This window comes from Rhodanobacter panaciterrae, assembly GCF_014651895.1.
GTDB lineage: Bacteria > Pseudomonadota > Gammaproteobacteria > Xanthomonadales > Rhodanobacteraceae > Rhodanobacter > Rhodanobacter panaciterrae.
Genome location: NZ_BMXT01000001.1, coordinates 1,975,153 through 1,995,155, shown reverse-complemented (window position 1 = coordinate 1,995,155; position 20,003 = coordinate 1,975,153). Strand labels below are relative to the sequence as shown.

18 protein-coding genes are annotated in these 20,003 nt (G+C 62.9%); 5 read left to right on the top strand and 13 right to left on the bottom strand.

Annotated features, from left to right (window positions below; all coding sequences use genetic code 11):
* Positions 1–5: 5 nt before the first annotated feature.
* Positions 6–1,211: a sterol desaturase family protein gene (locus tag IE071_RS09300; protein ID WP_189440798.1), complete on the bottom strand. Its 1,206-nt coding sequence runs from the start codon at positions 1,209–1,211 to the stop codon at positions 6–8.
* A gap of 134 nt (positions 1,212–1,345) precedes the next feature.
* Here IE071_RS09300 and tldD point away from each other — a divergent pair, with 134 nt between their 5' ends.
* Entirely contained in the window at positions 1,346–2,785 is a 1,440-nt protein-coding gene (tldD, locus tag IE071_RS09295) for a metalloprotease TldD (protein WP_189440797.1), read from the top strand.
* A 187-nt stretch (positions 2,786–2,972) separates the two neighbouring features.
* On the opposite strand, the gene IE071_RS09290 is transcribed toward tldD, so the two are convergent.
* Both IE071_RS09290 and IE071_RS09285 read right to left on the bottom strand, forming a co-directional pair.
* Positions 2,973–3,842, bottom strand: a complete 870-nt coding sequence (locus tag IE071_RS09290) for an NUDIX hydrolase (RefSeq protein ID WP_189440796.1) — start codon at positions 3,840–3,842, stop codon at positions 2,973–2,975.
* Positions 3,843–4,660: 818 nt separating this feature from the next.
* The gene (locus tag IE071_RS09285; RefSeq protein ID WP_189440795.1) at positions 4,661–5,002 is read right to left on the bottom strand and encodes a hypothetical protein; all 342 of its coding nucleotides are present in this window, start codon (positions 5,000–5,002) and stop codon (positions 4,661–4,663) included.
* A 56-nt stretch (positions 5,003–5,058) separates the two neighbouring features.
* On the opposite strand from IE071_RS09285, the gene IE071_RS09280 reads away from it, so the two are divergent.
* On the top strand, positions 5,059–5,370 hold the full coding sequence (locus IE071_RS09280) for a hypothetical protein (protein WP_189440794.1): 312 nt from the start codon (positions 5,059–5,061) through the stop codon (positions 5,368–5,370).
* A gap of 270 nt (positions 5,371–5,640) precedes the next feature.
* Here IE071_RS09280 and IE071_RS09275 read toward each other — a convergent pair whose 3' ends face one another.
* The 3 genes from IE071_RS09275 to IE071_RS09265 form a co-directional block, all read right to left on the bottom strand.
* Positions 5,641–6,507 (bottom strand): TIR domain-containing protein, encoded by an 867-nt coding sequence (locus tag IE071_RS09275; protein ID WP_189440793.1) that lies wholly within the window; start codon positions 6,505–6,507, stop codon positions 5,641–5,643.
* 543 nt (positions 6,508–7,050) lie between these two features.
* Positions 7,051–7,605, bottom strand: a complete 555-nt coding sequence (gene yjgA / locus IE071_RS09270) for a ribosome biogenesis factor YjgA (RefSeq protein ID WP_189440792.1) — start codon at positions 7,603–7,605, stop codon at positions 7,051–7,053.
* 44 nt (positions 7,606–7,649) lie between these two features.
* The gene (locus IE071_RS09265; RefSeq protein ID WP_189440791.1) at positions 7,650–7,892 is read right to left on the bottom strand and encodes a DUF1653 domain-containing protein; all 243 of its coding nucleotides are present in this window, start codon (positions 7,890–7,892) and stop codon (positions 7,650–7,652) included.
* A 106-nt stretch (positions 7,893–7,998) separates the two neighbouring features.
* On the opposite strand from IE071_RS09265, the gene pmbA reads away from it, so the two are divergent.
* Together pmbA and IE071_RS09255 are read left to right on the top strand one after the other, a co-directional pair.
* A complete protein-coding gene (gene pmbA, locus IE071_RS09260; protein WP_189440790.1) occupies positions 7,999–9,366 on the top strand; it encodes a metalloprotease PmbA in 1,368 nt (455 codons plus the stop codon).
* Positions 9,367–9,504: 138 nt separating this feature from the next.
* On the top strand, positions 9,505–9,903 hold the full coding sequence (locus IE071_RS09255) for a DUF4870 domain-containing protein (protein ID WP_189440789.1): 399 nt from the start codon (positions 9,505–9,507) through the stop codon (positions 9,901–9,903).
* Positions 9,904–9,978: 75 nt separating this feature from the next.
* Here IE071_RS09255 and IE071_RS09250 read toward each other — a convergent pair whose 3' ends face one another.
* The 6 genes from IE071_RS09250 to IE071_RS09225 form a co-directional block, all read right to left on the bottom strand.
* Complete coding sequence (locus IE071_RS09250) at positions 9,979–10,872, bottom strand: polyprenyl synthetase family protein (RefSeq protein WP_189440788.1); 894 nt, start codon at positions 10,870–10,872, stop codon at positions 9,979–9,981.
* Entirely contained in the window at positions 10,856–11,113 is a 258-nt protein-coding gene (locus tag IE071_RS09245) for an exodeoxyribonuclease VII small subunit (RefSeq protein WP_189440787.1), read from the bottom strand. Before IE071_RS09245 ends, IE071_RS09250 begins: the two co-directional genes overlap by 17 nt.
* A gap of 182 nt (positions 11,114–11,295) precedes the next feature.
* The gene (tilS, locus tag IE071_RS09240) at positions 11,296–12,597 is read right to left on the bottom strand and encodes a tRNA lysidine(34) synthetase TilS (RefSeq protein WP_189440786.1); all 1,302 of its coding nucleotides are present in this window, start codon (positions 12,595–12,597) and stop codon (positions 11,296–11,298) included.
* Positions 12,594–13,337 (bottom strand): NYN domain-containing protein, encoded by a 744-nt coding sequence (locus tag IE071_RS09235; RefSeq protein ID WP_189440785.1) that lies wholly within the window; start codon positions 13,335–13,337, stop codon positions 12,594–12,596. Before IE071_RS09235 ends, tilS begins: the two co-directional genes overlap by 4 nt.
* 73 nt (positions 13,338–13,410) lie before the next feature.
* Positions 13,411–14,625, bottom strand: a complete 1,215-nt coding sequence (locus IE071_RS09230) for a hypothetical protein (protein WP_189440784.1) — start codon at positions 14,623–14,625, stop codon at positions 13,411–13,413.
* Between the two features lie 120 nt (positions 14,626–14,745).
* A complete protein-coding gene (locus IE071_RS09225; protein ID WP_189440783.1) occupies positions 14,746–15,702 on the bottom strand; it encodes an acetyl-CoA carboxylase carboxyltransferase subunit alpha in 957 nt (318 codons plus the stop codon).
* Between the two features lie 161 nt (positions 15,703–15,863).
* On the opposite strand from IE071_RS09225, the gene IE071_RS09220 reads away from it, so the two are divergent.
* Positions 15,864–16,241, top strand: a complete 378-nt coding sequence (locus IE071_RS09220) for a YajD family HNH nuclease (protein WP_189440782.1) — start codon at positions 15,864–15,866, stop codon at positions 16,239–16,241.
* Between the two features lie 130 nt (positions 16,242–16,371).
* On the opposite strand, the gene dnaE is transcribed toward IE071_RS09220, so the two are convergent.
* On the bottom strand, positions 16,372–19,911 hold the full coding sequence (dnaE, locus tag IE071_RS09215; protein ID WP_189440781.1) for a DNA polymerase III subunit alpha: 3,540 nt from the start codon (positions 19,909–19,911) through the stop codon (positions 16,372–16,374).
* Positions 19,912–20,003: the final 92 nt, after the last annotated feature.

The window sequence follows — 20,003 nt, the reverse complement described above, 5'->3', positions numbered from 1 at the left end:
TGTGATTACGCTGGCGGTTCGTCCGGCGCCTTGTTGCCGCGGAACGGAAACAGCTGCTGCTTCACGAAGCCATCCGGCATGTAATCGCCGACCACGCCGTAGCGCTCCGGAAACTTGTTCTTCGATTTCACCGCGGTGCCGAACAGGTAATCGAGAAACGCGTAGTGCGCGGCGTAGTTCTTGTCGATCGCCTCGTCGTCGGAAGCGTGATGCCAGTGATGGAAGTCCGGCGTCACCAGCACGTATTTCAGCGGTCCCCACGGCAGATGCACGTTGGCGTGGTTGAACACCGCCTGGAAACCCACGATCAGGATGTAACCGTTCATCGCCGCCTCGCTGAAGCCGAGGATGTACAGCGGCGCCAGCACGCACACGCGGGTGAAGATCAGCTCCAGCATGTGCTGGCGCGAACCGGCCAACCAGTCCATCGTCTTCACGCTGTGATGCACCGAGTGGAAGCGCCACAGGAACGGCACCTCGTGATACGCGCGATGCGTCCAGTACTGCGCCAGGTCCGCTACCAGCACGCACAGCAGCAGTTGCGGCAGGAACGGAATGTCGCGCACGGTCTGCTGGAAGTTGCTGCTGACCAGCCAGCCGAACAGATGGTGCAGCAGGAAGTTCACCGTCAACAGTGCAAGGCCCACGATGAAATGATTCACCGCGAAGTGCTTCAGGTCGGTCTGCCATTCCTTGCGGAAGATCGCCTGGCCCTTGTACAGCGGGAAAAGTTTCTCGATCACCACGAAGATCAGCGTGGAGCCGAGCAGGTCAAGGATGAACCAGTCCAGCCCAAGGTACGGCGTGTGGTCGGGGAATTCGCCCACCGGCACACGCGAGCCGCCCAGCGCGACCGCCGCGAAAACCAGCAGGAATGCCACGACGTTGAGGTTGCGCTGACGGTTCAGGATGAGATTGCCCAGCGAGATGCCGCCGGCCACCAGCAGCCCGACCAGCAGCAGCTGGCGGATCACGTCGACCGAATACTTGTGGCGCAGATCCGGCGTGGTCAGGTATTGCGGAAAGTGGAACGCCAGCACCGCCAGCAGGCACAGGAAGCCCAGTGACAGCGCAATCGTGCTGGTGATCCAGCCTTGGCCCGGCTTCATCTCGCCGGCGTCGTTCAGCAGTGTGCGGGTTTCCGCGACGGGCGCTTTCACGGCGTGGCTCAGGGCTTCGCGGGCGGCCTCGCGTTTGGAGTGTTCGCTCATGCTGATCCTTCACGTCAGGCGCCGGCTGGCATTGCCGTGCATGGTAGCCCAGCGCCCGCGTCGAGGCTTTAAAGCGGCCGGCGGCAACCCCATGTGGGATAGTTCCTGATCGACAGCAGACGAACTAAAGCCCCATGGATTCCCTGATCGCGCTAGCCGAAAGCAAGTTGTTGTCCCCCGGCGGCATCGCCACCGGCGACCTCGACCGTGTATTCACCCAGCTGATGGGCCCGTCGATCGACGCCGCCGACCTGTATTTCCAGCATTCGCGCAGCGAGTCGTGGCTGCTGGAAGAAGGGATCGTCAAGGACGGCAGCCATTCGATCGAGCAGGGTGTCGGCGTGCGCGCGATCAGCGGCGAGAAGACCGGCTTCGCCTATTCCGACGAGATCGTGTTGCCGCAGCTGCTGGAAGCGTCTAGGGCGGCGCGTGCGATCGCGCACGACGGCAAGGGCGCCGGCAAGCCACTGGCCTTGAACGGCGCGCGTCAGCTGTATCCGGCGATCGACCCGATCGAGAGCCTGCCGAACCCCGACAAGATCGCGCTGCTGCGCGAGGTCGATGCGTATGCGCGCTCGCGCGACCCGCGCGTGAAGCAGGTGATCGTGAGTCTGGCTGCCACCATCGACACGATCTTGATCGCTGCCTCCGACGGCACGCTTGCCGCGGATGTGCGCCCGCTGGTGCGGCTAAGCGTGCAGGTAATCGCCGAGCAGAACGGCCGGCGCGAGCAGGGCAACTCCGGCGGCGGTGGTCGTTACGGTTATCGCGAGCTGGTCGAAAACGGCCGCGCGCTCGCGTTCGCCGACGAAGCCGTGCGTCAGGCGCTGGTGAATCTGGATGCGGTCGATGCACCCGCCGGCAACATGACCGTCGTGCTCGGCCCCGGCTGGCCCGGCGTGCTGCTGCACGAGGCGATCGGCCACGGCCTCGAAGGCGACTTCAACCGCAAGGGCAGCTCCGCGTTCTCCGGCCGCATCGGCCAGCGCGTCGCCGCCAAGGGCGTCACCATCGTCGACGATGGCACGCTGCAGGGCCGTCGCGGTTCGCTCAGCATCGACGACGAAGGCACGTCGACCGAATGCACCACCCTGATCGAGGATGGCATTCTAAAAGGCTATATGCAGGACAAGCTCAACGCGCGGCTGATGGGCATGGCACCGACCGGCAATGGCCGCCGCGAGTCGTTCACCAGCCTGCCGATGCCGCGCATGACTAACACCTACATGCTGGCCGGTTCGCATGATCCGGCCGAGATCATCCGCTCGGTCAAGAAGGGTTTGTATGCGCCGAATTTCGGCGGTGGCCAGGTCGACATCACTAACGGCAAGTTCACCTTCTCGGCCAGTGAGGCGTATCTGATCGAGGACGGCAAGATCACGCGGCCGGTGAAGGGGGCTACGTTGATTGGCTCGGGTCCGGATGTGCTCAATCGGGTGTCGATGATTGGCAATGATCTGGCACTGGATGAGGGCGTGGGCGTGTGCGGCAAGGATGGGCAGAGTGTGCCGGTGGGCGTGGGGCAGCCGACGCTGAAGATTGATTCGATGACGGTGGGTGGCACCGCCTCCTGACACCACCTCGGCATCCGGCGCAGCCGCCGGCACCCTGCGCCGGGCAACTGTGTTTGCGTGCCTCGCGGATGATCTTACCCATCCGCTTCGCCAAGCGTCGGTGAAAAAAAGACTGGGCGCCCATGAAAATTTCATCGACTCCGGTGGCGGATCGATGACTGGCGATCCGCCGGAAATAGCAGAGCTATTACTCTTGGTCCGGGTAGAGATTTCGGTACATGGCGACTGCTGCCGAGAGACCCAAGGCGAGGATCGCGGTCATCAGCACCAGATTCCGCCTGGCGATTCCCAGGTTCCAGCCGTGCGCCACCGGTACAGGTCCGCCAACCACGGGCGGTGGCAGGACCGGCGGCACCATCACCACCGGGCCACCGCCCAGAACTACCGCGACCACCGGGGCCGCCGCCGCAGCCAGATGCAGATCGCCGATGCTGAGTCCGTGCCAGTTGAATGGTGCATTCAGCTCATTGGTCACCATCGCGCGCAGTCCTGGTGCGACAAAGCCGGCGGCGATCTGGTGCCAGGCACCCGCCTGATGAACCCGGAATATCCCTGCCAGCTGCGCCATCCGTGGCGGTCCGTACCAGCCCGCCGGGGGAATCAGAGGGCTGGGCCCCAGCGCGGCTGCGACGTTGGCTTCCGCCATCACCTGGACCTGTGCATGCTCCTGGTCCGCGGGCGTGTTGGCGCCAATGTTCAGATTGATATCGGCCGCCAACTGATTCAGGTCCGCGAGAGCAGCAAGCTTCACATAGAGCGTGGAGAACTGCGGGCGGTTGATCAAATGGGTATGCGTGATGTGGTAAGTCGCCACAGTCAGCGGCAACGTCAGGTCGATTCCGGTCTCCTCCAGAAACTCCCGGTCGGCGGCGACCTGCGGCGTTTCGCCCGGATTGATCCGCCCACCGGGAAAACACGCCTGGCCGGCACCGTGCAGGAGCACGGGCGGCGCCACCGCTGCGCCGTTGAAACGGCTGGCGGTAAATCGCTTGGTTGCTAGAAGCACATCACGAGCGGCGGCGTTGTCGCACCACACAACCGTATAGGCGTAAGGCATAACTCACTCCTGGTTGAAATGAGGGCAGCGCTCGGGGCAGCGGAGACCGCGCAGGGCAGAAGGGGGAGAACTCATCTATTTATGATCTTTTGCCGCAAGACAATCAACCCGATCCCATTCCAGTGTCCGGCACGATCGAAGCGTGATCGCGCTGGATGAGGGTGTGGGCGTATGCGGCAAGGATGGGTAGAGTTTGCCCGTTGGCGTGGGGCAGCCGACGTTGAAGATTGATTCGATGACGGTGGGTGGCACCGCCTCGTAAGCTTCGGCCTCGCTTCAGACCCTCACGCTCATCATTCCTGCGAAGGCAGGAATCGCTTCTGCTTTTCTGCGCATTGGCATCAGAGTCGAAGAGCTTTCGTCTGCCTGCGACAGCCGAGTCACTTTTCTCTTGCGTGGCCAAGAGAAAAGTAACCAAAAGAGAAGGCCACCCCGCTTGGCGCTTGCCGCCCATCCTTGGGCGGCAAGTCCGTGAGCCGGTGCCGGGCTTTTCGACAGGACTCCTGTCCTAGCGAAAAGGAGTCGACATCCTTGTCGACTCCCGCTTCGCAGCTTGTCATCCCCGCCTCACTGCCGCACAGGGGCCTCGGGAGCAGCGTGCCATCCTGGCCCGCACTCGGTACGCAACCGCTGCGCGGTTGCGAGAGCGGAAGAGCCAAGAAGCCGGACCCTTGATGCCTGAATTAAGCGGCGGTGAAGCCTTAGGAAAAGCGCAAAGCTGGGGAGGAATTTGTTTTTCCATCACTCATCGCCCAGCGTGAGACTAAAAAATTTTGGGTTGGACGGCATTCGCCAAAATCTGTCGTCAAATGCTTTAACTAAAGGACCAGCCCTCCCCCCCAAAAGAGCGTTAAGGCGAAATATGGAGAATTGCTTGACGGAGTTATTAAGGTAGGCATGACGTCTTTTTCGCGTGAAAAGATGACTTGGAGCGTGCCAAGCCATTTTTCGGCCATGTGAGCTTGAGCGAACATGTAACAAAGCGCTGTCACTTCCGCAGAGATGTCATGCTCAAGGCCGATCTCAATCGCGTTTGCTTCGCTTGGCTTGCGCAGCAAAGTGCGAAGGTACGAGAAGTCGAGCGTGTCTTTGGACGCCTCCATGATCACTGAGTCCAGATCCGCCCCGAAATCCGCTTCATACTTGTCTTGCGCGCTCATAACTTACGTCCCCTGACGTCTAACTGCTGAATTAAGCGGTGGCATAGCCGTCCGCCTTGAACGAATTGTTAGCTTACAAGTGCTGCGCGCGCACTCTCGCATATCGCGGCCAGATCGTCGTACTGCTCAGTGTCTCGAAACGTTGTATCGCGCATCGTTTCTGCAAGCGAAATTACAATTTCCTGAAGAGCGCGCAGGAAGTTTGCCGTTTGTTGGTGTTGAAGGCTGAGAGTTGCGAGTACTTCATCGTGCTTACCAGCCGCGAGGTGTTTGCCGTATATATCTCCAAAATGGTGTACGAGATCATTGCTCTGATGAACGATTTCTTTGATATGCGCGCGAATGGTTTGTATGTCGCCGGACGCTGACTCCACAAACTGCCCAGCAACTTCACCAAGTGATTTCCGTGAGAGCTTATTTCGCCGAACGAGAATTGAGCTTAGATCAGGGGCGTCAGCGTTTGCGAACGGGACTATGAATTTTAAATGACGCTCGATCTCGTGACAGCAGAGGATAATGGCCCCTACGGCGTAGATGACTCTTTGGTCCTGAGTGAGATGAGCTGTTATTACAAGTCAATACCCAAATTAAGTCGCACTGTGAAGCGGTTTAGATCTAGATTAACTGCTAGTCATCTATTAGCCGGCTAGGTTAAGGTCGATTTGCATGCCACTCGCTTTCATCTCTTTGGCGAGCAGGAACCGCCATGCGCCACCGGCATCTAGAGGAAGGTAAAGCACCCCGGAATAATCAGAGGGAAGCTCAATATCTCCGGGGTGCAAAACACAAACTCGGTGACGTCCCAGTGCGCCCATGAAGAAACCAAGCTCAAGAACAACGTTTTGGCGAGCCCTTGGCCTGGACTGTTCCGGATAGTTGACTGGATAGCCAACATCGTCAGGCGTGAAAAGCACAACCGCAAAATCTACATCGGCGTGCTTTTCAAACTTTTCAATAATTGTCTTGCCTTGGTTTGGCTGCTCATGGAGAACAACTGGTTTGAGATCCAACTTCGAGAGATATCTAGCGACCGTCTCTTTTAAGCCGTTGTCATGACCGTGTACCACAAAAACCTGGCGTGTACTTTCACGAGCCTTGGTGGGTGCGGCTTGTTGAGCTGAAGATCCTTGCGAATCGTCGATGCGTTCTTGAAGAATGTCGCGGAGAGTTTTTAGCTTCAACTGCTCTCGTTCAATGCCTATTCGATATCCAGCATGAACCTTTTGGATGGGGTCGGGGCCGCCGCCCATAATCAGCGGCAGGGTATCCAGAGAGTTAATCGAGTATTCGTCGTACTCGATCGTGTCATGCCCGAGAACTTCTTGAAGGGTGCTATTCACTCTTTTCTTAAGAGCTTCCACGACCGGATCCCAACGCTCGCGGATTGAACCGACGTCAAATTCTTCTAGATCGGCAATGCGTCGTTCGATCTTCTTAACGGCAGATTGCATCTGCTCAACTGTAAGAGATGCAGTCTTTCGTTCAGGTGCTTTTGCGCGGGCCATGGAATTGCCTGTGTTGAGGGTCAACTATTAAGAAATCGATCTAGATCGAGTTATACATCTCCAGCGGGCAGAATTTCAGACCAAGATCCTTCAGCCGCAGCTCTGGCCTTTTGCTCTAGCTCTGCTTTGCTCCGGCTCTTCCAAAGAGTGCGGGCCACGATGGCCCGCTGCTCTACCGGGGCCCCTGTGCGGCGGTGAGGCGGGGACGACAGGCCCGCAGGGGAGTCGACATGGATGGCGACTCCTTTTCGCCAGGACAGGAGTCCTGTCGAAAAGCCCGGCTCCGGCTCACGGACTTGCCGCCCAGGGATGGGCGGCAAGCGCCAAGCGGGGTGGCCTTTCTCTTTGGCCACGCAAAGAGAAAGTAACTCGGCTGCCGCAGGCAGACGAAAGCTCTTCGGCTCTGAATGCCAGAGTGCGCAGAAGAGCAGATGCGATTCCTGCTTTCGCAGGAATAACGACTGAGCGATGCGGCCTTCAACGGAATGACGACTGTGGGGGGATTGCCTACAAGCGCGCGTCGCGCAAGGTGCCGCGAATCACTCAGCCTTCGGCCGAATCATCCGGCTTCGCCAGATCCTTCAACAACTGAAAAATCTCCCGATACGCCCTTGGCGGCTTGTTCGGGACTTCCTTCTCGATCCGCGCCTGCCGCACCAGCGACCGCAGATGCTGACGATCAACCTGCGGATGCTCGGCGATCAATTCCGACAGCGCGCCCTCGTCCTCGGCGATCAAGCGATCGCGCATCGCTTCGAGGCGATGCATCGCGGCGTTTTCCTGGCGCTGCTTCTCGCGGTTCTCGCCGAGTTCGGCGCGCACCGCCGCGAAGTCATCGTCACCGTAGCGGCGCATGACCTTGGCGAGGAAGGCGAGTTGGCGCTTCTTCGCGCCGTGGGCGGTCATGCGGCGGGTGACGTCGATCTCGTGGCGCACGTCGTCGGGCAGCGACAGCTTGGCCAGTCGGCTCGGCTGCAGATCGACCAGTTGCTGCGCCAGGACCAGCACGGCGAGTGCCTCGCGGCGCTGCTGGGTGCGGCTGGGGCCGTAATCCTCTTCGTCGAGTTCGTGTTGGTTGCGGCTGCGGCTCGGGCTCACGGGTTTCAATTCCAGTTGTGGTGCATGGATCTGGTGCTGGGTGGTCAGCTGTGCGTGTTGTCGTCACTGGTGGCTTCGGCTTGCTCCAGCGCGAAGCGGGCGATCGGTTCGCCATCCAGCTCGATGGTTTCGCAGAACATCGCGGCCGGACGCACCCACAGCCCATGTTCGCCGTAGAGCGCCTGATAGACCACCAGCGGTTCCAGCGTTTCGCTGTGATGCGCGGTGCCCAGCACGCGGTAGCGCTGACCCTTGTAGTGACGATAGATGCCGGCGGTGGGTTGCATGGGCGTTCTCCGCAGCTCTTTTCATTTCGCCGCCGTGACCCCATTTCGGAGGTCCAGCGGTCGCGAACCGCTTATTCTACCCGTCTAACCCCCAGGAAAGCCCCACGTGAGCGAAGTTGCCATCAGCCAGGACCGCAGCCTGCACGAACTTGACCGGCTGGCCGAACTGGCCGAGGACGTGATCCGCCGCGCCCGCGCCGCCGGTGCCAGCCAGGCCGAGGTGGCCGCCAGCATCGACACCGGGCTGAGCGTGAACGTGCGGCTGGGCGAGGTGGAGACGGTCGAGCACACGCGCGACCGCGGCTTCGGCCTTACCGTGTACTTCGGCCAGCGCAAGGGTTCGGCGAGCACCGCCGACCTGCATCCGGATTCGATCCAGGCCACGCTGGACCAGGCCTGCGCGATCGCGCGCTTCACCGAGGCCGATCCGGCCGCCGGCCTGGCCGATGCCGCGCGCATGGCCACGGCATTTCCCGATCTCGACCTGTGGCATCCGTGGGATATCGACACCACGCGTGCGATCGAGCTGGGCATCGAGATCGAGGACGCCGGCCGTGCGCATGCCGGCATCAGCAATTCCGACGGCGCCAGCGTGCAGGCCGGGCAGGGCGTGTCGGTGTATGCGAACTCGCACGGCTTTGTCGGACGCGAGCGCGGCACGCGGCATTCGCTGTCGCTGGCGCTGATCGCCGGCGACGAAGACGGCATGCAGCGCGATTACTGGTACGACAGCGTGCGTGCGGCCGGCGATTTCATGAGCGCGAAGGCGCTCGGCGACAAGGCCGCCGAACGCACGCTGGCGCGCATGGGCGCGCGCAGCCTGTCGACGCGGGAGTGCCCGGTGCTGTTCGTGCCGGAGCTGGCGCGCGGGCTGATCGGGCATCTGCTCGGTGCGGTCAGCGGTGGCGCGCTGTATCGCCAGGCCAGCTTCCTGCTCGATCACGTCGGCAAGTCGGTGATGCCGTCGTGGCTCAACATCAACGAGCGGCCGCAGCTGATGCGTGGCCAGGGTTCCAGCAGCTTCGACGCCGAAGGCGTGGCAACCCGCGACAGCGCGCTGATCGAAAGCGGCGTGCTGGCGCGCTACGTGCTGGGCAGCTATTCGGCACGCAAGCTCGGGCTGGAATCGACCGGCAATGCCGGCGGCATCCACAATCTGATCGTCGATCCGGGCAGTGCGGATCACGCGCGGGATGACTTCGCCGGTCTGCTGCGGCGCATGGGCACCGGCCTGCTGGTCACCGAGGTGATGGGTCAGGGCGTGTCCACCATCACCGGCGACTATTCGCGTGGCGCGTCCGGTTTCTGGGTCGAGCACGGGCAGATCGCGTATCCGGTGGAAGGGATCACCATCGCGGCGAACCTGCGCGAAATGTTCGCCGGCATCGTCGCCGTGGGCACCGATGTCGACCCGCGTTCGCACATCCTCAGCGGCTCGATCCTGCTGGAGCGGATGACGGTGGCGGGCGAGTAGCCAGCCGCAGGGTTTTCATAGGTCGCAAGTTCACTCGGCAAAGCTGTCAAGGCTTGCTAGCATCCACGCAACCGGCGCGGCCGGCCAGCTGTCCATAGACCAGCTGTCGACGCAAGTTCTGACTTCAAGGAGACACGCATGAGCGTTCCACCCGAGTCTGTCATTCCGCCTCCGCCGAGCGAACCGGTAACCGTGGGTCCATCCGCCGAAGAGCGTCAGTGGGCGATGTTCGCGCATCTGTCGGCGCTGGCCGGTTTGGTGATTCCGTTCGGCAGCATCATCGGCCCGCTGGTGATCTGGCTGATCAAGAAAGACACCATGCCGTTCGTCAACGACCAGGGCAAAGAGGCGCTGAATTTCAACATTACCGTGGCCATTGCCGCCGTCGTGTGCTGGATACTGTTCTTCGTCCTGATCGGAATGCTGTTGTTGCCGGTGCTGGTGATCCTCTGGCTGGTATTCGTGATCCTCGGCACGATCAAGGCCAACGAGGGCACCACCTACCGCTACCCGTTCGCGCTGCGACTGGTCAACTGAGCCTTGCGTTCTGCGCAATGAAATGAGGGCGGCGCAAGCCGCCCTTTTCGTTGCACCGAATCCGATCCGCCTCGCTCAATATCGGCGGTGTGCGGCGTAGTTCGCCAGCTCGCGCAGTAGTTCGCCGCGTTCACCCAGCGGCGTGATCGCGGCGAGCGCGTCGTCGGTCAGCTCGGCCAACCGCGCGCGCGATGCGTCGAGGCCGATGATCGAGGGAAAGGTGGGTTTGTCGGCGGCGGCGTCTTTGCCGGCGGTCTTGCCGATCACCGCCGATTCGCCTTCCACATCGAGGATGTCGTCGCGCACCTGGAACGCCAGGCCGACGGCATGGGCGTAGCGATCCAGCGCGTTCAGCGTATCGGCATCGGCGCTGGCGATCAGCGCGCCGAGTTGCACCGAGGCACGGATCAGCGCGCCGGTCTTGCAAGCGTGCATGTGTTCCAGCTCGATGAGCGTCAGCGGGTGGCCGACCGCGGCGAGGTCGAGTGCCTGGCCGCCAGCCATGCCTTCAGCGCCGCAGGCGCGGCCGAGGGCACGCAGCATCGCCATGCCGGTGTTCGCGTCGATCCTGGGGTCATCGGCCAGCAGCTCGAACGCCAGTGCCTGCAACGCGTCGCCAGCGAGGATCGCCATCGCCTCACCGAACACGATGTGGCAGGTCGGGCGGCCACGACGCAACGCGTCGTCGTCCATCGCGGGCAGGTCGTCGTGCACCAGCGAATAGGCGTGGATCAGCTCCACCGCGCAGGCCGCTGCATCGAGCTGCGGGCCGTCTTCGCCGAGCGCATGTGCGGCGGCGTATACCAGTAGCGGACGCAGCCGCTTGCCGCCGCCAAGCACGGCGTAGCGCATCGCGCGATGGAGGTCGGCAGGGGATTGTTCGGCCGGTGGCAGGCTGTGGCTCAGTGCCTGTTCGGCACGGACGATCAGCGACTGCAGTTCAGGACCAAGCTCAGAGTTCGGGTTCAAACGGTTCGGCGCTTTCAGGGGCATCGGGATCAAGCAGCAGGCGCACGCGCAGTTCGGCTTGTTGCAGCGACTGCTGGCAGTGGCGGAACAGGCCGATGCCGCGCTCGAACGAGGCCAACGATTCGTCCAGGCTCAACTCGCCGCCTTCCATCTTCGCGACCAGCTGCTCCAGCTCATCCAGGGAATGCTCGAAGTCGACGGCGGGCGGGGTTTTTGCTGATGCGGGTGCGGTCTTGGCCATGGCCCGCAACGCTAACGCAGCGGCCGTCCGGAATCAATCCAGAAAGCTGATCTATCAAGGAAACGCTGACGTCATAGTCATATACGAAGTTGCGAACTCGTCCGGCACGTTCGCCTCCTCTCCCGCTGGCGGGAAAGGATTGAGGAGAGGGAGCGCTCCTTCGTACCGCCTGTCGAAGCAGATCAGCGCGCCGGCTGCCACTGTGGCCGTGCACCGGCCTGCTCGAAAATCGCCGCGCCGCGTGCGCTGACCCAGCGATCGGCCACTGCGACCAGTTCGTCGCCGGCATACAGCAGCGGACAGGTCGCGCGTTGCCACGGCGGCACCAGCCCCTGCTGGAACAGGTCGCGTAGTTCGCGGGTATGTGCATCGCCGGCGGGCTTGATGCGCTCGCCGCCGCGGCGCAGGCGCATGTTCAGCGGCTCGGTGAGGCGAGCGCTGGGATCGGTCAGCGACAACTGGCCACCGCCGGGTAACACCAATGGCTCGCCGTGCCAGGACGATGTCCAGTTGATGTCGACGACCACCTCGGGCGGCAGCGCCCACAGCCGACCCTTCCAGATATGCAATTCAGCGCCGGCCCAGCGGATGCACGGCAACTGGCCGGCGCGTGCGCCGCACTGGCGTTCGATCTGCCATCGTTGCGCGGTAGTGGGTGCCGGCAGTCTGCGGGCATGCAGCCAGTGGTCGAGTAGCGGCTCGCGCAGCGCGGGGTTGAGCGCGAGCCAGCCAGCAGCGTGCAGGCTGGCGTTGGCCGGATCATGCAGCGCGTCGAACGCGGCCAGCCATTGCACCCGCAGCGCATCCGCAGCGGCGCGGCTGAGTGCGGCGCTGTGCAGGATCGAATCCACCGCCTGCGGCCAGTGCTGCATCAGTCTAGGCAGGATTTCTTGGCGCAGCTGATTGCGAGCCAAGCGGGTGTCGCTGTTGGAGGGGTCGTCGATGCAATCCAGCTGGTGCGCTTCGACGTAGTTACGCAATTGCCGTCGCGACAGCGTCAGCAAAGGCCGCCACAGCTGGCCGCGCCCGAACGGGCGCAGCGCACGCATGCCGCCCAGCCCTTCCGGCCCGGCGCCGCGCAGCAGCTTCAGCAACACGGTCTCGGCTTGATCATCGCGGTGATGACCGAGCAGCAGCCACTCGCCGTCGCACAGTTGCGTGGCGAGAGCGTCGTAGCGCGCGCGCCGTGCGGCGGCTTCCAGGCCTTCGCCCTTGCTGCTGTCGACCTGCACGCGCAGCACTTCGCATGGCAACGCCAGCGTGGCGCAGAAGCTCTCGCAGTGTTCGGCCCACGCAGCGCTGTCGGCATGCAGGCCATGGTCGACATGCAAGGCGCGCAGGCCGCGTGTGCGTGCCTCGGGCAATTGCGTCAGCGCGTGAAGCAATGCGGTGGAATCCGGGCCGCCGCTGAACGCTACGCACAGCGGCCCAGATGGCGTGGCCGCCAGTGCGTCGCTCAAATGCTGGTGCAGCGGATTGCTCACTTCTTGGCAGTGCGGGGTCGCACGTAGAGATGCTTGCCATTGCCGATCTGGCGTTCCTCGGTATCGAACAGGCCAATGCCCTTGATCAGTCCGCTGAGCTTGGCGTAACCGTAGTTGCGCGAGTCGAAGTCGGGCGACTGCTTGCTGATGATCTGGCCGATGCGGGCAAGTTGCGCCCATCCGGTATCGTCGTCCGAGGTGGCTTCGATGGCATTGCGCAGCAGATTCACCAGACGGGTGTCGCCGCGAAGTTCCTTCGGCGAACGCGGTTTCGGTGCGGCGGCGGCTTCGGTCTCGGTGATGCCGGCCAGCACTTCGGTATAGATGAACTTGTCGCAGGCGGTACGAAACGGCTCGGGCGTCTTCTTCTCGCCGAAACCGTAGACGATGCGCCCGGACTCGCGGATGCGCGAGGCGAGTCGGGTGAAGTCGCTGTCGCTGGAGACGATGCAGAAACCGTCGAAGCGCTCGGCATAGAGCAGGTCCATCGCGTCGATGATCATCGCCGAATCGGTGGCGTTCTTGCCCACGGTGTAACGAAATTGCTGGATCGGCTGGATCGAATGACGCAGCAGCACTTCCTTCCAGCCGTTGAGATCGGGCTTGGTCCAGTCGCCGTAGATGCGCTTGACGTGCGCCGTGCCGTACTTGGCGATCTCGGCCAGCAGACCTTCGACGATCGCCGGCCGTGCGTTGTCGGCGTCGATCAATACGGCGAGCTTGGTGGTGTCGTGGGCCATGGTGACTCCCCGCAAGTGTTTGTGACAACGATGGTAGCGCGGCTGGACAGGCTGCTGCCGGGATGTCGTAACCTCAGTGAAGGACGCCCGCTTCGCGCAGGGAATGCTTCAGCGTCTTGACGTCGAACCAGCCGCTGAACTTCTTTACCAGGCGACCGTGGCGGAACACGTAGAACGTGGGCATCGCCCAGCTGTCGAGCATCGACCATTCGCTGTTCTGCCAGGCGATGTGGATCGGCTGATCCGGAAACTCACGATTCCAGTCGGCAACAGAACTGAAGTATTCGTTCTGGCTGGCGAGCCAGATCGCATCGCTAGCGAAGATGGGTCGCAACTGCGCGTCCGCCTCGATTGCGCGCGCAGCATCCTGCGAGAAGTGGCAGGAGGCAACCACCACGATGCGCAATGGCGCGGACAAGTCGAAGGCTTGGCGCGACATCGTGTCGTCCCGCGCGTTCACGGTCAGCGCCGTGGGTTGTTCCCGTGGCAGTGATGCTGGCTTGTGGAAGGCTGGTACGGTGTCGACGCCCATGCCGGGATGGCTGCGTACGAGCGCGTTTGCGGTGTCAAAATCGCGGTTCGCGATCAGTGCCTGATGCAGCCGTGCATAGTCCTTGTCTTCCACCATGTCCCGTCGCTGCATCTCGGTCAGATCCATCTGCAACTGGGCGATATGCGTCGGACTGGGTATGTAAAACACTGCATTTTCAACGGCGCGCTTGAGTAATCTCAGGTCGGTATAGCTGAGTGAGCGCAGGCGATCAGGTGTCTGGTAATTGCCGAACAAGTGGTCGTAGCGCTGACCAGCAAGAGCGAAGCGCTCCGCATCCGGCATGGAAGTGCCGCTCTTCTGCAGGATCAGTTCGTCATAGCGCCGCTCCATGTCGCTTTCCGGGCAGCTTTCCACGGCGCATCCTTGGGCGGCGGCGTCCAGTGCGCGTTCGCGTTGGCGACGGGCTTGTACCGCTGATGTAAGTCCCTCCGGCGCCGATTTTTCCTCGCCGAACAGGGCGAGCAACTGCATGATCTGCGGATGCGTCAGTTCGCTATCCAGATCATCCAGAGCGAGGCCGCGGAGTCCTTGCTGTCCGAAGTCGAGTTGGTCAAGGAACCGTTTTCGACCGCCTGGTGACAGGCGATCCAGGGGCGAACTGTTCAGTGGAATGTGTTGCAGATAGCGGGTCAGCTCCGCTTTCGACCTGATCGGCGTTTGTCCTGCCAGTGCCGGTGCCATGACGAGCGCCGAGGACAGCCAGATAAGCAGAGTGGCAAACGATAGACGGTGCATGTGCGCTCCTTGCGTTGTCGGGATCTAAGAGATCGGCCGAACTTGGCACGGGACGCTCGTGCGGCAACCGGCGTTTGACCTTGTCCATCACGCGGCCGATCGATCCGTGCGAGCGGGGTGTTACCCCTGATACGCGCCGTAGCTGCGCAGGCGCTTGTAACGCTGCTCCAGCAAATCGGGCAGCGGCATCGCTTCCAGTTCGTCGAGCTGGTTCAGCAGCACGGCTTTCAGGCGTATGGCCATCGAACGCGGGTTGCGGTGGGCGCCGCCGAGTGGTTCACGCACCAGCTTGTCGATCAGGCCCAGTTCCAGCAGGCGCGGCGCGGTCATGCCGAGCGCTTCGGCGGCATCCTTCACCTTATCCGGGCTCTTCCACAGGATCGAGGCGCAGCCTTCCGGCGAGATCACTGAATAGGTCGAGTACTGCAGCATCAAGGTGCGGTCGCCGACGCCGATCGCCAGTGCGCCGCCGGAGCCGCCTTCGCCGATCACGGTGCACACGATCGGCACCTTCAGTTCGGCCATTTCCATCAAGTTGCGGGCGATCGCCTCGCTCTGGCCACGTTCCTCGGCACCGACGCCGGGGTAGGCTCCCGGGGTGTCGATCAGGGTCAGTAGTGGCAGGCCGAAGCGTTCGGCCATCTTCATCAGGCGCAGCGCCTTGCGGTAACCCTCGGGGCGCGGCATGCCGAAGTTGCGGCGCACCTTGTCCTTGGTATTGCGGCCTTTCTGGTGGCCGATGATCACCACCGGCCGGCCGTTGATGCGGCCGAGGCCACCGACGATGGCGGCGTCTTCGGCATACATGCGGTCACCGGCCAGTTCGTGGAATTCCTCGCAGATCACGCCGATGTAGTCGAGCGTGTACGGCCGCGCCGGATGGCGCGACAGCTGGGTGGTCTGCCAGGAGTTGAGGCTGCGGAAGATGTCGGCGGTCTTGATCTTCAGCTTTTCGCGCAGGCGGCCGACTTCCTCGTCGATATTGAACGCCTGGCCGCTGCTGGCATGGCGGAGTTCTTCGATCTTCGCGTCCAGTTCGGCGATCGGTTGTTCGAAATCGAGGAAGTTTGGGTTCATTCGTTGCATTTCATGGCACAGAAGCGGCTCAGTATACCGTCCCGCAGGAAAACGCGAGAACGCCGCCGTATGGCTGTGACGGGTTCGGCAGATGCCTGCCGTGTACCGGCCGATTGCGCTATCGTCCGCCCCATCCAGCACTGCACGAACCGGGTCCGACCATGCCGATCAAACCGCCCATCGACAACGCCAAGCTCGACCGCATCGTGGCCGAGGCCCGGCGCAACGCCGAGCAGCGCGAACTGGGCTATCGCGAGCGCGCGCTGAAGATGTATCCGTGGATCTGCGGCCGCTGCGCACGCGAGTTCACCCGCGCGAACCTGCAGGAACTGACCGTGCACCATCGCAACCACGATCACGATTTCAACCCGCCAGATGGCAGCAATTGGGAATTGTTGTGCGTGTATTGCCACGACAACGAACACTCGCGGCATATCGACCATGTGCGCGGTGGAGTGATGGAAGTCGAGGATGCGCCGCCGGCTACCGGCAATCCGTTTGCGGATCTGAAGGCGATGCTGGAGCGGGGCAAGAAGTGAGTGTTCATTAGCTCCTCCCCCTGCGTGCAGGGGGAGGTTGGGAGGGGGTAAAGCTTTTGACTTTCAGATCAAGAGCGAACCCCTCCCCAGCCCTCCCCTGCAAGCAGGGGAGGGAGCAACGCAAGCGGGGTTAGTCTTGCTGCTTGACGATGCGCAGACGGGTCGCCTGCACGCCGGGCAGCGCGCGCACGGCGCGCAGCAGGTCGGGGATGGCATCCACGCGCCACGCTTCGCCCAGTTCGATGTCGGCCTGGGCGTTGCGGTTGCGGTAGCCGTGCAGCATCACGCTGGCGCGGCCGCCGCGGTAGCCGGCCAGCACATGCTGCAGTTGGGCGATGAAATCGGGGCCGACGCCGTTCAATTTCAGTTGCAGCAACCGCGCATGTTTGCGGCAGGCATCGGCCAGTGAAATGGCGCTGCGTGCGCGCAGCTGGAAGCCGCCGACGGAGAAGTCGTCGATGCGCAGACCGCCATCGACGATCAGCATCTGGTCGCGGGTGAGCAGCGGCGCGACTTGCTGGTACAGCTCGCCGAAGAAGCTCACCTCGATGATGCCGCTGCCGTCTTCCAGCCGCACGAACGCATCGCTATCGCCGCGCTTGCGCACGGCGGTGACCATGCCGGCGACGGTCCACGGTGTGTCGGGGCCGCGACGGAAGCGGTTGTTGTCGCCGTCGTCGTTCTTGCGTGGCTTCGGCGGCTGGTAGCGGTCGGCGATCTCGCCCAGCGGGCAGGTGGACAGCTGGGCCAGTTCGTCCTTCCACGGGTCGGTCGGATGGCCGGACAGGTAATGCCCGAGCGTGTCGCGCTCGCCCTGCAGCTTCTGCTCCAGCGGCCATTCCGGTACGGTCGGCAGGTTGATGTGCACCACCGGTGTCAGGGCACCCATCGCGGCACCGAACATGTCGTTCTGGCCTGACTGCTTGTCGCGCAGATGCTGTTCGGCGGCCTTGATCGCGTCGGGCAGCTGCAGCATCAGGCTGGCGCGGTTCGGCGCCAGCGCATCCAGCGCACCGGAGAGGATCAGCGCTTCCAGCACGCGGCGGTTGAGCTTGGTCGGGTCGACCCGACGGCAGAAGTCAGCCAGGTCGGTGTACTTGCCGTGTATGCGTTCAGCGGCGATCGCCTCGCAGGCACCCTGGCCAACACCCTTGATCGCGCCGAGTCCGTACTGGATCACCTTCGGCTCGACCGCGACGAACATGTACTCGGACGCATTGACGTCCGGTGGCTGCACGGTGATGCCGAGCGCGCGCGATTCGTCGAGGAAGGTCACCGCCTTGTCGGTGTTGTCCATGTCCGACGAGATCGTCGCGGCCATGAACTCGGCCGGGTAGTGCGCCTTCAACCATGCGGTCTGATACGACACCAGCGCATAGGCGGCGGCGTGCGACTTGTTGAAGCCGTAGCCGGCAAACTTCTCCATCAGGTCGAAGATGGTGTCGGCCTTGTCGCCGGCCAGTCCGTCCTTCGCGGCGCCCTCGCGGAACTTGGCGCGTTCCTTCGCCATCTTCTCGACGTCTTTCTTGCCCATCGCGCGGCGCAGCAGATCGGCGCCGCCGAGCGAGTAGCCGCCCACGATCTGCGCCATCTGCATCACCTGCTCCTGGTAGACCATGATGCCGTAGGTCTCTTGCAGGATCGGTTCGACGCGCGGGTCGGGATATTCCACTTCCTCGCGACCGTGCTTGCGCGCGATGAAGCTGGGAATCAGGTCCATCGGGCCGGGACGGTACAGTGCCACCAGCGCGATGATGTCTTCGAAGCGGTCGGGCTTGGCGTCCTTCAGCATGCGTTGCATGCCGGAGGATTCAAGCTGAAACACCGCGACCGTCTGCGCCTTCTTCAGCAGCTCGTACGGCTTCGGATCGTCCAGCGGCAGCTGCGAAATATCCAGCGGCGCTTCGCTGCTTTTCGCGCGGCGCACGTTGATCGCCTTCACCGCCCAGTCGATGATGGTCAGCGTGCGCAGGCCGAGGAAGTCGAACTTCACCAGGCCGACCGCCTCCACGTCGTCCTTGTCGTACTGGGTCACCACGCCGCCGCCGCCCGCTTCGCAGTACAGCGGCGCGAAGTCGGTCAACGGGGTCGGCGCGATCACGACGCCACCGGCGTGCTTGCCGGCGTTGCGGGTGAGGTTTTCCAGACTCAGCGCGAGGTCGATCAGCGCATGGGCGTCTTCGTCCTGCTCATACGCTTCGCAGAATTCCTTGACGACGCGGTCAGTCTCTTTCTTCGACTTCTCCGAGCGGCCGAGTGCGTCGGACAGCGTGAGATCGAGCGGTCGCGGCGGCACCATCTTGGCCAGCCGGTCGACCTGACCGTACGGCATGCTCAGCACGCGGCCGGAGTCGCGCAGCACGGCCTTGGCCGCCATCGAGCCGTAGGTGATGATCTGGCTGACGCGATCGCGGCCGTACTTGCGCGACACGTAGTCGATCACCTCGTCGCGGCGATCCATGCAGAAGTCGATGTCGAAGTCGGGCATCGACACGCGTTCGGGATTGAGGAAGCGCTCGAACAGCAGGTTGAACTGCAGCGGATCCAGATCGGTGATCTTCAGCGCCCATGCGACCAGCGAACCGGCACCGGAGCCGCGGCCCGGGCCGACCGGAATGCCGTTGTCCTTGCCCCAGCGGATGAAGTCCGAAACGATCAGGAAGTAGCCGGGGAAGCCCATCTTGATGATGACGTCCAGCTCGCGTTCCAGCCGCGCGTCGTAATCGGCCAGCGTGTAACCGGCGGCGAGCGGCGCCAATGCAAGGCGTTCCTTCAGGCCCTGCCGCGACAGCTCGCGGATGTGACTGTCGAGGTTGTAGCCTGCGGGCACCGGGAAGTCGGGCAGGTAGTACTTGCCGAACTCCAGTTCCAGGTTGCAGCGCCGGGCCAGTTCGACGCTGTTTTCCAGTGCCTCGGGAAGGTCGGCAAACAGCGCGGCCATCTCGTCGGGCGTCTTCAGGTATTGCTGATCGCTGTAGTCGCGCGGACGTTTCGGATCGGCCAGCACGCGGCCCTGGTTGATGCACACGCGTGCCTCGTGCGCGCTGAAGTCGTCCTGTTTCAGGAAGCGCACGTCGTTGCTGGCCAGCACCGGCAGGCCGAGTTCGGTGGCCAGCGTCAGTGCGACGGTGTTCCAGTTTTCCTCGCCGTCGCGGCCGCAGCGGGTCAGCTCAAGGTACAGCCGCTCGGGAAACAGCCGGGTCAGCGGGCGCAGCTTCACCAGCGCCGCCTCGATGCCCTGGTTCACTGCGATGCGACCAACCTCGCTGTCGCGACCGAGCAGGGCGATCAGGCCCTTGCTGGCGTCCGCAGTCAGCCAGCCGGCTTCGACCAGCGCGCGGCCACCATGCTGTCCTTCCTGCCATGCCCGCGAAACCAGCCGCGACAGGTTGAGGTAACCCTCGCGGTTCTGGCACAGCAGGGTGAGCCGCCACGGGCGCGGGTCGTCCGGCGCGCTGATCCACAGGTCGCAGCCACCGATCGGCTTGATGCCGGCCGCGTTGCACGCCTTGTAGAACTTCACCAGCGCGAACATGTTGCATTCGTCGGTCAGCGCCACCGCCGCAATGCCGTCGCGCACGCACGCGGCGACCAGCGCCTTGATGCGGATGGTCGAGTCGACCAGCGAATATTCGCTGTGCAGGTGCAGGTGGGTATAGCGGACGGTCATGCAGATTTGCGCGGTGAGTCCATGCAGGCTAACCGGGCGCCTCCCAAGCAGCAAGATTGACTTCCGTCGCGTTTGTGCAAAGCGTGCTGGCG

Coding starts and splice junctions, on each gene's coding strand:
- IE071_RS09285 (WP_189440795.1), bottom strand. CDS start 5,002: ATGAGCGCGCAAGACAAGTATGAAGCGGATTTCGGGGCGGATCTGGAC.
- IE071_RS09275 (WP_189440793.1), bottom strand. CDS start 6,507: ATGGCCCGCGCAAAAGCACCTGAACGAAAGACTGCATCTCTTACAGTT.
- IE071_RS09230 (WP_189440784.1), bottom strand. CDS start 14,625: ATGCACCGTCTATCGTTTGCCACTCTGCTTATCTGGCTGTCCTCGGCG.
- IE071_RS09235 (WP_189440785.1), bottom strand. CDS start 13,337: ATGGCCCACGACACCACCAAGCTCGCCGTATTGATCGACGCCGACAAC.
- IE071_RS09225 (WP_189440783.1), bottom strand. CDS start 15,702: ATGAACCCAAACTTCCTCGATTTCGAACAACCGATCGCCGAACTGGAC.
- IE071_RS09290 (WP_189440796.1), bottom strand. CDS start 3,842: ATGCCTTACGCCTATACGGTTGTGTGGTGCGACAACGCCGCCGCTCGT.
- IE071_RS09255 (WP_189440789.1), top strand. CDS start 9,505: ATGAGCGTTCCACCCGAGTCTGTCATTCCGCCTCCGCCGAGCGAACCG.
- IE071_RS09220 (WP_189440782.1), top strand. CDS start 15,864: ATGCCGATCAAACCGCCCATCGACAACGCCAAGCTCGACCGCATCGTG.
- dnaE (WP_189440781.1), bottom strand. CDS start 19,911: ATGACCGTCCGCTATACCCACCTGCACCTGCACAGCGAATATTCGCTG.
- IE071_RS09245 (WP_189440787.1), bottom strand. CDS start 11,113: ATGGCCAAGACCGCACCCGCATCAGCAAAAACCCCGCCCGCCGTCGAC.
- IE071_RS09265 (WP_189440791.1), bottom strand. CDS start 7,892: ATGCAACCCACCGCCGGCATCTATCGTCACTACAAGGGTCAGCGCTAC.
- IE071_RS09300 (WP_189440798.1), bottom strand. CDS start 1,211: ATGAGCGAACACTCCAAACGCGAGGCCGCCCGCGAAGCCCTGAGCCAC.
- tldD (WP_189440797.1), top strand. CDS start 1,346: ATGGATTCCCTGATCGCGCTAGCCGAAAGCAAGTTGTTGTCCCCCGGC.